Here is a 12,150-nt window from a genome sequence, read left to right on the forward strand (position 1 = left end):
AACGTGCGGGGTCTGTCAGCGCTTCTGCGGGTGCTTTGCGTTGCCGCGCTAACACTGGGGTTCGGCGGTGTGGCGACGGGAATGACGGGCAAGGCTGCAGCGGCCAGTTACGAGACGCTGATGGTGCCCTCGGGCGCCATGGGCCGCGATATCCCGGTCGCCTTCCTGGCGGGTGGTCCGCACGCGGTGTATCTGTTGGACGCGTTCAACGCCGCCCCGGACGTCAGCAACTGGGTGACCGCGGGTAACGCGATGAACACGCTGGGCGGCAAGGGGATCTCGGTGGTGGCGCCCGCTGGGGGGGCCTGGAGCATGTACACCAACTGGGAGCAGGACGGCAGCAAGCAATGGGACACATTCCTGTCCAGCGAACTACCCGACTGGCTGGCGGCCAATAAGGGTCTGGCACCCGGTGGCCACGCCGCCGTCGGCGCCTCCCAGGGTGGCTATGCCGCAATGGCGCTGGCCGCCTTCCACCCCGACCGATTCGGCTTCGCCGGCTCGCTGTCCGGATTCCTCTACCCGTCCAACACCACCACGGGTGGCGCGATCCTGGCCGGCCTGCAGCAGTTCGGCGGCGTGGACGGCAACGGCATGTGGGGAGCCCCGCAGCTGGGCCGGTGGAAGTGGCACGACCCTTACGTGCACGCCGCGCTGCTGGCGCAGAACAACACCCGGGTATGGGTCTGGAGCCCGACCAACATGGGCGGCGATGCGGCCGCGATGATCGGGCAAGCCGGTGAGGCGATGGGCAACAGCCGGATGTTCTACTCGCAGTACCGCAACGACGGCGGGCACAACGGCCACTTCGACTTCCCGGGTGGCGGCGACAACGGCTGGGGCTCGTGGTCGGGACAGCTGGGTGCCATGTCGGGCGACATCGTGGGCGCGATCCGCTAGCCACCCGGCCTCGCTGGCAGCAGGGACGGCGCCGCGCGCTCAGCCGGTACCGTGTATTGAGTGCAGCAGGGCCGGGATGGCCGCTTGTCTGTATTCGAGGAGCGACCCGCCGACTCTGCTAGCAGGAGAACATGAGCACGAACGCCCAGCGCAACAGACGCCGCCGGATCCTCGCCTGGGTGGCCGCGCTCAGCATGGCCGGGGTCGTGCTGTTGGTGATCGTGGCGGTCGTGACCATGCTGCGCAACACCGAATCACCGCCCAGCGCGGTGCCGCCGGGCGTGCTGCCGCCGTCCTCGACGACGACGCATCCGCACAAGCCGCGGCCCGCTTCGCAGGACGCTTCTTGCCCCGACGTCGAGCTGATGGTGATTCCCGGGACGTGGGAGTCATCCCTGCAGGACGATCCCCTCAACCCGGTGCAGTTTCCTAATGCGTTGCTGCACAAGCTGACCGGGGCGATCAGCGCGCAGTTCCCGCCCTCGCGGGTGCTGACCTACACCGTCCCCTACACGGCACAGTTCCATAACCCGTTGAGCTCCGACACGCAGATGTCCTACAACGAAAGCCGGGCGGAAGGCACCCGCGCGGCCGTCCAAGCGCTGACCGACATGAACAACAAGTGCCCGTTGACCAGCTATGTGCTGGTGGGTTTTTCGCAGGGCGCGGTGATCGCGGGCGACATCGCCAGCGATGTCGGCAACGGCCGCGGACCCGTCGACGACGACCTGGTGCTCGGGGTGACGGTGATCGCCGACGGCCGCCGCCAGCAGGGCGTCGGCAACGACATCGGGCCCAACCCGCCGGGTGAGGGCGCCGAGGTCACGCTGCACGAGGTGCCGATGTTGTCCGGGCTCGGTTTGACGATGACCGGTGCGCGGCCCGGCGGCTTCGGCGATCTCAACGCCAAGACCAACGAGATCTGCGCGCCGGGTGACCTGATTTGCGCCGCTCCGAACGAGGCGTTCAGCGTCGCGAACCTGCCGAATACACTCAACACGCTGGCCGGCGGTGCGGGCCAGCCGATCCACGCCATGTACGCCACCACCCAGTTCTGGAATTTGGACGGCGCCGCGGCCACGGATTGGACGTTGAACTGGACGCGTAATCTCATCGAAAATGCGCCACATCCCAAGCATGGGTGACCGCCCGGGTGGCCGCGGACAAAGCCGGCGGGCCGGACGGCGCGGGGGGTAGCTGGACGAGGGGACACAGCGGTTAGGTCGGCCGTACCGGGGGCAATCGGCGGTACCTTGAGATTTGGTCTGCTGCGCGCCGACGCCTAACATTAAGAGAAAACTAAGAGCTATCAGTGTTTGTCGGTTCCTGACCGGGTCGAAGCTCGCACGGACCGGCGCAGTTTGCGCTGTGCAGGAAGCCGGCCCGCGCAGGGAAATCGTCGGCGAGGCCGACAACTAGGACCGCCGGAGTAGCTGGCCGGCGAGTGTGTAACAGGAGAGGGCGGCATGGCTTACCACAACCCGTTCATTGTGAACGGTCGAATCAAGTTCCCGGATAACACGAACCTGGTTCGTCACGTTGAGAAGTGGGCGAAGGTTCGTGGCAGCAAGTTGGCCTATCGATTCATCGACTACTCCACCGAGCGCGACGGTGTGGAGCGCGACATCGTCTGGTCCGACTTCAGCGTCCGCAACCGTGCCGTGGGTGCTCGTCTGCAGCAGGTCACGCAGCCCGGTGATCGCATCGCCATCCTGTGCCCGCAGAACCTGGATTACCTCGTTTCCTTCTTTGGCGCGCTGTACTCGGGCCGCATCGCGGTTCCGCTGTTCGACCCGGCCGAGCCGGGCCATATCGGCCGGTTACACGCGGTGCTCGACGACTGCTCCCCCTCGACGATCCTGACCACCACCGACTCCGCCGAAGGCGTCCGCAAATTCATCCGCGCTCGGGCGGCCAAGGAACGGCCCCGGGTGATCGCTGTCGACGCGGTGCCCGACGAGGTTGCCGCCACCTGGGTAGAGCCGGAGGCAGACGAGAACACCACCGCCTACCTGCAGTACACCTCGGGCTCCACCCGCACCCCGACCGGCGTGCAGATCAGCCACCTGAACCTGCCCACCAATGTGCTGCAGGTGCTGCAGGCCTTGGAGGGCACCGAGGGTGACCGCGGCCTGTCCTGGCTGCCGCTCTTCCACGACATGGGCTTGATCACGGCGCTGTTGGCGCCGGTGCTCGGTCAAAGCTTCACCATCATGACGCCCGCTGCGTTCGTCCGCCGGCCCGGCCGCTGGATTCGGGAGCTGGCGCGTAAGCCCGGCGAGACGGGCGGCGTTTTCTCGGCCGCGCCGAACTTTGCCTTCGAACACGCCGCCGTTCGCGGCCTGCCCCGCGACGACGAGCCGCCACTGGACCTGAGCAACGTCAAAGGCATCCTCAACGGCAGCGAGCCGGTATCGCCGGCGTCGATGCGCAAGTTCTACGAGGCGTTTGCGCCCTACGGTTTGCCGGAGACGGCGATCAAACCGTCTTACGGCCTGGCCGAGGCGACGCTGTTCGTTTCGACCACCCCGCCCAACACCGCACCGACGGTCATCCATGTAGATCGCGACGAGCTGAACAACCACCGCTTCGTCGAGGTGGCTCCCGACGCGCCGACCGCCGTCGCGCAGGTATCCGCGGGACGGATTGGTGTCGACGAATGGGCCGTCATCGTCGATCCCGACACCGCCAGCGAGGTGCCCGACGAGCACATCGGCGAGATCTGGCTGCACGGCAAGAATCTGGGCGTCGGCTACTGGGGTAAGGAAGCCGAGACCACCGAGACTTTCCGCAATATCCTCAAGTCGCGCGTTCCCGAGTCCCACGCCGAAGGTGCGGCTGACGATGGGCTGTGGGTACGCACCGGCGACTACGGCACCTACTTCAACGGCGACCTCTATATAGCGGGCCGCATCAAGGACCTGGTCATCATCGACGGGCGTAACCACTACCCCCAGGATCTTGAGTATTCGGCGCAGGAGGCCAGCAAGGCGCTGCGCACCGGATATGTGGCCGCCTTCTCGGTCCCGGCCAACCAGCTACCGCAAGAGGTGTTCGACAACCCGCACGCCGGGCTCAAGTTCGACGCGGAGGACACCTCCGAGCAGCTGGTGATCGTCGCCGAGCGTGCGGCCGGCACGCACAAGCTCGACTACCAACCCATCGCAGACGACATTCGCGCGGCCATCGCCGTGCGTCACGGGGTCACGATCCGTGACCTGCTGCTGGTGCAGTCGGGGACGATTCCTCGCACCTCCAGCGGCAAGATCGGGCACCGCGCCTGCCGCGCCGCCTATCTCGACGGCAGTCTGCGCAGCGGTGTCGGCTCCCCGACCGCTTTCGCCACCGCAACAGACTGAATTCAGGAACCATGGCTGACACAGAATCTGACCTCCCGGACAACTCGGATAACACCGCCTCGGTCCCCGGCGACGAGACCGGGGAGGTGCCCGCCAAGAAGACCGAGATGACGGTCCCCGAGATGCGGCAGTGGCTGCGCAACTGGGTGGGCAAGGCCGTCGGGCAGTCACCCGACGCGATCGACGAGTCGATTCCGATGGTCGAGCTGGGGCTGTCATCACGCGACGCCGTCGCGATGGCCGCCGACATCGAAGACATGACCGGTGTGATGCTGTCGGTCGCGGTGGCGTTCCAGCATCCGACCATCGAGTCGCTGGCGACCCGGATCATCGAGGGCGAACCGGAACGGCCCGACGACGACCTCGACGGTGTCGACTGGACGCGCACCGGCCCGGCCGAGCGCGTGGACATCGCGATCGTGGGTTTGGCTACTCGGCTGCCCGGCGACATGAACAGCCCGGACGAAACCTGGCAAGCCTTGATGGAGGGTCGCGACGCCATCACCGACTTGCCCGAAGGGCGTTGGTCGGAGTTCCTCGAAGAACCCCGGCTGGCCGAGCGGGTCGCCGCCGCCCGCACCCGCGGCGGTTACCTCAAGGACATCAAAGGCTTCGACTCCGAGTTCTTCGCGGTGGCCAAGACCGAGGCCGACAACATCGACCCGCAACAGCGGCTGGCATTGGAGATGACCTGGGAGGCGCTCGAGCACGCCCGCATCCCGGCGTCCAGCCTGCGCGGTGAAGCCGTCGGCGTCTATGTCGGCTTCACCAACAACGACTATGGCTTTCTGGCCATTTCGGACCCGACCGTCGCGCATCCCTACGCGATCACCGGTAACTCGACCGCGATCATCGCCAACCGGGTGTCGTATTTCTATGACTTCCGCGGCCCTTCGGTCGCCGTCGATACCGCCTGCTCGAGTTCGCTGGTGGCAACCCATCAAGCGGTGCAGGCGCTGCGCAACGGTGAGTGCGACGTGGCGGTTGCCGGTGGTGTCAATGCGCTGATCACTCCCGCGGTGACCCTCGGTTTCGACGAGATCGGCGCGGTGCTGGCACCCGACGGCCGGATCAAGTCGTTCTCGTCGGACGCCGACGGCTACACCCGCTCAGAGGGCGCCGGCATGCTGGTGCTCAAGCGGGTCGACGACGCGCGCCGCGACGGCGACCAGATCCTGGCCGTCATTGCCGGTAGTGCCATCAACCACGACGGCCGCTCCAACGGCCTGATCGCCCCCAACCAGGACGCGCAGGCTGAGGTGCTGCGCCGGGCGTACAAGGACGCCGGCATCAACCCGCGCACCGTCGACTACATCGAGGCGCACGGCACCGGCACCATCCTCGGTGACCCGATCGAAGCCGAGGCACTTGGGCGGGTGGTGGGCAGGGGACGCCAGGCCGATCAGCCGGCGCTGCTGGGCGCGATCAAGACCAACATCGGGCACCTGGAGTCGGCGGCCGGCGTGGCCGCCATGGCCAAGGTGGTGCTGTCACTGCAGCACGACAAGCTGCCGCCGTCGATCAACTTCGCCGGGCCCAGCCCCTACATCGACTTCGACGGCATGCACTTGAAAGTCGTTGATACTGCTACAGATTGGCCGCGCTACGGTGGTTTCGCAGTGGCGGGGGTGTCGAGCTTCGGCTTCGGAGGAGCCAACGCGCACTTGGTGGTGCGTGAGGTGTTGCCAGGCGACGTCGCCGAACGTGAGCCCGAGCCCGCGGTGGCCGTGGCCGCCGAAGCCGAGCAGGCGCAGGCGCCCGCACTCGAAGCCCACTCGCTGAATTTCGACGACTTCGGCAACATCATCACCGACGACTTTGTCGGCGACGACGCCGAGCCCGAGCTGCCGGGCGTGACCGAAGAGGCGCGGGCCCTCAAAGAGGCCGCATTGGAAGAGCTTGCGGCACAGGAAGATTCAGAGCCAACCAAGCCGCTGATCCCGTTGGCGGTGTCGGCATTTTTGACCTCGCGCAAGAAAACCGCGGCGGCCGAACTGGCGGACTGGATCCAAAGCCCCGAAGGCCAGGCGGCGTCGCTGGAATCGATCGGCCGGTCGCTGTCGCGGCGCAACCATGGCCGCTCGCGCGCGGTGGTGCTAGCCCACGACCACGAGGAAGCCGTCAAGGGCTTGCGCGCGGTGGCCGATGGTAAGCAACGACCAGGAGTGTTCAGCGTCGACGGCCCGGTGACCAACGGCCCGGTGTGGGTGCTCGCCGGATTCGGTGCGCAGCACCGCAAGATGGGCAAGAGCCTGTATTTGCGGGACGCGGTTTTCGCCGAGTGGATCGAAAAGGTCGACGCACTGGTCCAAGACGAGCTGGGCTACTCGGTGCTCGAGTTGATCCTCGACGACTCGCAGGACTACGGCATCGAAACCACCCAGGTCACCATCTTCACGATCCAGATCGCACTGGGTGAGCTGCTCAAGCATCACGGCGCCAAACCCGCCGCTGTGGTGGGCCAGTCGCTGGGTGAGGCCGCGTCGGCCTACTTCGCCGGTGGCCTGTCGCTGCGCGACGCCACCCGCGCGATCTGCTCGCGCTCGCACCTAATGGGTGAGGGCGAGGCGATGCTGTTCGGCGAATACATCCGGCTGATGGCGCTGGTGGAGTACTCCGCCGACGAAGTCAAGACGGTGTTCTCCGACTTCCCCGATCTCGAGGTGTGCGTCTACGCCGCGCCAACCCAGACCGTGATCGGCGGCCCGCCCGACCAGGTCGACGCGATCATCGCGCGCGCCGAATCCGAGGGCAAGTTCGCCCGAAAGTTCCAGACCAAGGGCGCCAGCCACACCCAACAGATGGATCCGCTGCTCGGCGAGCTCACCGCCGAGCTGCAGGGGATCAAGCCGCTGAGCCCCACCGCAGGCATCTTCTTGACGGTGCACGAAGGCAGCTACATCAAGCCGGGCAGCGAGCCGATCCACGACGTGGACTACTGGAAAAAGGGCCTGCGCCACAGCGTGTACTTCACCCACGGGATCCGCAACGCCGTAGACAGCGGGCACACCACGTTCCTGGAGCTTGCCCCTAATCCGGTGGCGCTGACGCAGGTGGGCCTGACCACCGCGGACGCCGGCCTGCATGACGCCCAGCTGATCCCGACGCTGGCCCGCAAGCAGGACGAGGTCGAGTCGATCACGACGACTCTGGCGCAGCTCTACGTGTTCGGCCACGACCTGGACATCCGGACGATGTTCAGCCGCGCTAAAGAGCCGCAGGACTACGCCAACATTCCGCCGACCCGGTTCAAGCGCAAAGAGCACTGGCTGGACGCGCACTTCGCGGGCGACGGCTCGGTAATGATGCCGGGCAACCACGTCGCGCTGCCGGACGGCCGGCACGTGTGGGAGTACGCGCCGCGCGACATTGCCGACCTCGCCGCGCTGGTGCGATCCGCTGCGACGGCGGTGCTGCCGGACGCGAAGCTGACCGCCTCGGAGCAGCGTGCGGTGCCCGGCCCGGGTGCCCGGCTGGTGACGACGTTGACGCGGCACCCCGGTGGCGCGTCGGTTCAGGTGCACGCCCGCATCGACGAGTCGTTCACTCTGGTCTACGACGCGCTGGTCGCCCGGGGTGATGCGGCTTCGGTGCTGCCGACCGCGGTCGGTGCCGGCACCGCGCTCACAGCGGGGACTTCCGTCGCCGACACGACCGCCGCGCCCGTTGCGGAGGGTCTCGCCGAGGATGACGACGCCGAAACGCTGACGGACAGCCTGACCAACCGCTACTTATCGAGCGACATAGGCAGATGGTCGCCGGATTCCGGCGAGACCATCGCGGTTCGGCTCGGCACCATCGTCTCGGCGGCCATGGGTTACGAACCCGAGGACCTGCCCTGGGAAGTGCCGCTGATCGAGCTGGGCCTGGACTCGCTGATGGCGGTGCGGATCAAGAACCGCGTCGAGTACGACTTCGACCTGCCGCCCATTCAGTTGACGGCGGTGCGCGACGCCAATCTCTACGCCGTCGAGCAGCTGATTGAGTATGCGATCGAGCACCGCGACGAGGTCCAGGAGCTGCACGAGCACCAGAAGACCCTGACGGCCGACGAGATCGCCAAGGAGCAGGCCCAGTTACTCAGCGGTGCTGCACCGACGCCTGGGCCGGATGCCTCGGACGCACCGATCCCGCCGCCGCCGACGGATCCGTCCGGCCCTTCGACCAACGGCGCCAAGCCGAATCTGGCTGGGGCGGCCGAGGCACTCAGTCAGGAGACGGTCGCCAAGGCGCTGAACTCCGACGTCCCGCCGCGCGATGCCGCCGAGCGGGTCACCTTCGCCACCTGGGCGATCGTCACGGGTAAGTCCCCGGGCGGCATCTTCAACCCGTTGCCCAAGCTCGACGACGCCACCGCCGCCAAGATGGCGCAACGACTGGCCGAGCGCGCCGAGGGGCCGATCAGCGCCGAGGATGTGCTGACCTCGCAGACCATCGAAGCGTTGGCAGAGAAGGTGCGCGCCTACTTCGAGGCCGGCCAGATCGACGGCTTCGTCCGCACCCTGCGCGCCCGTCCCGACGACGACTCCAAGGTGCCGGTGTTCGTGTTCCACCCCGCCGGTGGCTCGACCGTGGTGTACGAGCCGCTGCTCAACCGGTTGCCGGCGGACACTCCGATGTACGGGTTCGAGCGGGTGGAGGGCACTGTTCAGGAGCGGGCTGCCCAGTATGTGCCCAAGCTGTTGGAAATGAACGAGGGAAAGCCGTTCATCCTGGCCGGGTGGTCGCTTGGCGGTGCGCTGGCCTACGCGTGCGCGATCGGGTTGAAGCAGGCCGGCGCCGACGTGCGTTTTGTCGGGATGATCGACACGGTGCGCGCCGGCGAGGAGATCCCGCAGACCAAGGAGGAAACCCGCAAGCGCTGGGACCGTTACGCGAAGTTCGCCGAGCGAACCTTCAACGTCGAGATTCCCGGGATCCCCTACGAGCAGCTCGAAGAGCTCGACGACGAGGGGCAGGTCAAGTTCGTGTTGGACATCGTCGCGCAAAGCGGCGTGCAGGTTCCGGGTGGCATCGTCGAGCACCAACGGACGTCCTATCTGGACAACCGGGCGCTCGAAACCGTCGAGATCGAGCCTTACGACGGCCACGTGACCCTCTACATGGCCGATCGCTACCACGATGACGTCATCGAGTTCGAGCCGCGATACGCCGTGCGTAAGCCGGACGGCGGTTGGGGCGAGTATGTGGCCGACCTCGAGGTGGTGCCGATCGGTGGCGAGCACATCCAGGCCATCGACGAACCCATCATCGGCAAGGTCGGTGCGCACCTGGCCGACGTGCTGAATAAGGTGGAGGCGCAAACCAGTCAGACAAGTGAGGTAGGCAAGTCGTGACGGAAGCCGCACCAGCTCCCTCTCCCCACACCACGGCCGAGAAGCTGGTCGATCTCAACGCCCGTCTCGAATTGGCCAAGGAGCCCGGCGGCGAGAAGGCCGCCGCCAAGCGCGACGCGAAGGGCATCCCGAGCGCCCGGTCCCGCATCCATGCGCTGCTGGACCCGGGCACGTTCTTCGAAGTCGGGGCGCTGGCCAAGACCCCGAACGACCCGAATGCGCTCTACGGCGACGGCTGCATCACCGGCCACGGCCTGATCGACGGCCGGCCGGTCGGGGTGTTCTCCCACGACCAGACCGTGTTCCAGGGCACCGTCGGCGAGATGTTCGGCCGCAAGGTGGCCCGGCTGATGGAGTGGTGCGCGATGGTCGGGTGCCCGATCGTCGGGATCCAGGACTCGGGTGGCGCCCGGATTCAGGACGCGGTCACGTCGCTGGCCTGGTACGCCGAGCTGGGCCGGCGCCACGAGGCACTGTCCGGGCTGGTGCCGCAGATCTCCCTCATTTTCGGTAAATGCGCTGGGGGGGCGGTCTATTCGCCGATTCAGGACGATCTGCTGGTCTCGGTGCGCGACCAGGGCTACTTCTTCGTGACCGGGCCGGACGTGATCCGGGAGGTCACCGGCGAAGACGTCAGCCTCGACGAACTTGGTGGCTCCGACACGCAGGCGCGCTACGGCAACATCCACCAGGTGGTGGACTCCGAAGCCGAGGGGTTCCAGTACGTCCGCGACTTCCTGTCGTTTCTGCCGTCGAACGCCTTCGACAAGCCGCCGATCATCAATCCCGGGTTGGAGCCCCAGATCACGCCGAGTGACCTCGAGCTCGACACGATCGTGCCGGACTCCGACAATGCGGCCTACGACATGCACGAAATCCTGCTGCGGATCTTCGACGACGGCGACTTCCTCGACGTCGCCGCGCAGCACGGGCCGGCAATCATCACCGGGTACGCCCGGGTCGACGGGCGTCCGGTCGGCGTGATCGCCAACCAGCCCATGTACTTGGCCGGGTCGATCGATAATGAGGCCTCCGACAAGGCCGCACGTTTCATCCGCTTCTGCGACGCGTTCGAGATCCCCCTGGTCTTCGTGGTGGATACCCCCGGCTTCCTGCCCGGGGCTGAGCAGGAGCGCAACGGCATCATCAAGCGCGGCGGCCGCTTCCTTTACTCCGTCGTGGAAGCCGACGTGCCCAAGGTGACGATCACCATCCGCAAGTCCTACGGCGGCGCCTACGCCGTGATGGGGTCCCGGCAGCTGACCGCCGATTTCAACTTCGCGTGGCCGACCGCACGCATCGCGGTGATCGGCGCCGAGGGGGCCGCGCAGCTGCTGATGAAGCGATTCCCGGATCCGACCACGCCCGAGGCGCAGCAGATCAAGAAGGACTTCATCGAGGGCTACAACCTCAACATGGCGATACCGTGGACCGCCGCCGAACGCGGGTTCATCGACTCGGTCGTCGACCCACACGAGACGCGGCTGTTGATCCGCAAGTCCATGAAGCTGTTGCGCGACAAGCAGTTATGGTTCCGCACGGCACGCAAGCACGGGCTGATCCCGGTCTAGCCCAGCCTTTTTGGTGCTGGTGTGGCTGGCCGCTACTTCCGCAGGGTGAACTGATTGAGGTCGGTGTAGCCCTTGCGAAAGAGGTTCGCGCAGCCGGTGAGGTACCTCATGTACATCTCGTAGACCTCTTCGGACTGAATCGCGATGGCCTCGTCTTTGCGTGCTTGCAGGCCCGCGGCCCATACATCCAGGGTCTTTGCGTAATGCCGCTGCAGCGATTGGCGACGCTTCAGCTTGAAGCCGGCTTTCGCCGAGAACTCCTTGACCATATCGATGGTCGGCAGGTAACCACCGGGGAAGATCTCCGTTTTCATGAAGTCGCTGAACTCGACTATCGCTGGAGTCAGCGGCAATCCCGACGTGATGATTTCCTTCTCCGATAAGACGGTGATCGTGTGCAGCAAGAACGTGCCACCGGCCGGCAACAGCTCGTACGCCCTCTCGAAGAATGCGGCGTAGCGGTCGTAACCGACATGCTCGAGCGGGCCGATCGCCACGATCCTGTCCACCGGGTCGTGAAAGCGCTCCCAGCCCTCGAGCAGCACCCGCTTGGAACGCGGGCTAGCCGATTCCGCGAACAGCTGTTCGACGTGGGCAACTTGGTTCTTGGACAGCGTCAGGCCAACGACGTTGACGTCGTATTTCTCGATGGCGCGCAGCATGGCGGCGCCCCAGCCGCAACCGAGGTCGAGCAGTGTCATGCCTGGCTGCAAGCCCAGCTTGCTCAGCGAGAGGTCGATCTTGGCGATCTGCGCCTCTACCAGAGTCATGTCCTCGCTGCCAAGCCAATAGGCGCAGGTGTACATCTGGGTGCGATCGAGGAACAGGCGGAAGAAATCGTCGGATAGGTCGTAGTGCGCCTGGACGTCCTCGAAATGCGGCGTCAGCTCCTCAACCATGTCGTTGCCTTTCCTAGACCCCGTTGGCGGCTTGTAAAGCACTGTAAGGCGAATTCGGTGGGAGTGCTTGGCCGAAGCCGAGTGG

At 66.2% G+C, this 12,150-nt stretch carries 6 protein-coding genes; 5 read left to right on the top strand and 1 reads right to left on the bottom strand.

Annotation, left to right across the window (positions count from 1 at the left end):
* The first annotated feature begins 3 nt into the window (after positions 1-3).
* From H7K34_RS25335 to H7K34_RS25355, 5 genes are all read left to right on the top strand, one after another.
* Positions 4-900 (top strand): esterase family protein, encoded by an 897-nt coding sequence (locus H7K34_RS25335; RefSeq protein WP_108926517.1) that lies wholly within the window; start codon positions 4-6, stop codon positions 898-900.
* Between the two features lie 131 nt (positions 901-1,031).
* A complete protein-coding gene (culp6, locus tag H7K34_RS25340) occupies positions 1,032-2,045 on the top strand; it encodes a carboxylesterase Culp6 (protein ID WP_264064718.1) in 1,014 nt (337 codons plus the stop codon).
* 321 nt (positions 2,046-2,366) lie between these two features.
* Positions 2,367-4,259, top strand: coding sequence for a long-chain-fatty-acid--AMP ligase FadD32 (gene fadD32, locus H7K34_RS25345; protein WP_108926399.1), 1,893 nt, complete (start codon positions 2,367-2,369; stop codon positions 4,257-4,259).
* A gap of 107 nt (positions 4,260-4,366) precedes the next feature.
* On the top strand, positions 4,367-9,595 hold the full coding sequence (gene pks13 / locus H7K34_RS25350; RefSeq protein ID WP_264064872.1) for a polyketide synthase Pks13: 5,229 nt from the start codon (positions 4,367-4,369) through the stop codon (positions 9,593-9,595).
* A complete protein-coding gene (locus H7K34_RS25355) occupies positions 9,592-11,166 on the top strand; it encodes an acyl-CoA carboxylase subunit beta (RefSeq protein WP_264064719.1) in 1,575 nt (524 codons plus the stop codon). The genes pks13 and H7K34_RS25355 overlap by 4 nt, the downstream gene beginning before the upstream one ends.
* 32 nt (positions 11,167-11,198) lie before the next feature.
* On the opposite strand, the gene H7K34_RS25360 is transcribed toward H7K34_RS25355, so the two are convergent.
* Positions 11,199-12,065: a cyclopropane mycolic acid synthase family methyltransferase gene (locus H7K34_RS25360; protein ID WP_264064720.1), complete on the bottom strand. Its 867-nt coding sequence runs from the start codon at positions 12,063-12,065 to the stop codon at positions 11,199-11,201.
* Positions 12,066-12,150: the final 85 nt, after the last annotated feature.

Source organism: Mycobacterium montefiorense (assembly GCF_025823255.1).
Taxonomy (GTDB): Bacteria; Actinomycetota; Actinomycetes; order Mycobacteriales; family Mycobacteriaceae; genus Mycobacterium; species Mycobacterium montefiorense.

Coding starts and splice junctions, on each gene's coding strand:
- H7K34_RS25360 (WP_264064720.1), bottom strand. CDS start 12,065: ATGGTTGAGGAGCTGACGCCGCATTTCGAGGACGTCCAGGCGCACTAC.
- pks13 (WP_264064872.1), top strand. CDS start 4,367: ATGACGGTCCCCGAGATGCGGCAGTGGCTGCGCAACTGGGTGGGCAAG.
- fadD32 (WP_108926399.1), top strand. CDS start 2,367: ATGGCTTACCACAACCCGTTCATTGTGAACGGTCGAATCAAGTTCCCG.
- culp6 (WP_264064718.1), top strand. CDS start 1,032: ATGAGCACGAACGCCCAGCGCAACAGACGCCGCCGGATCCTCGCCTGG.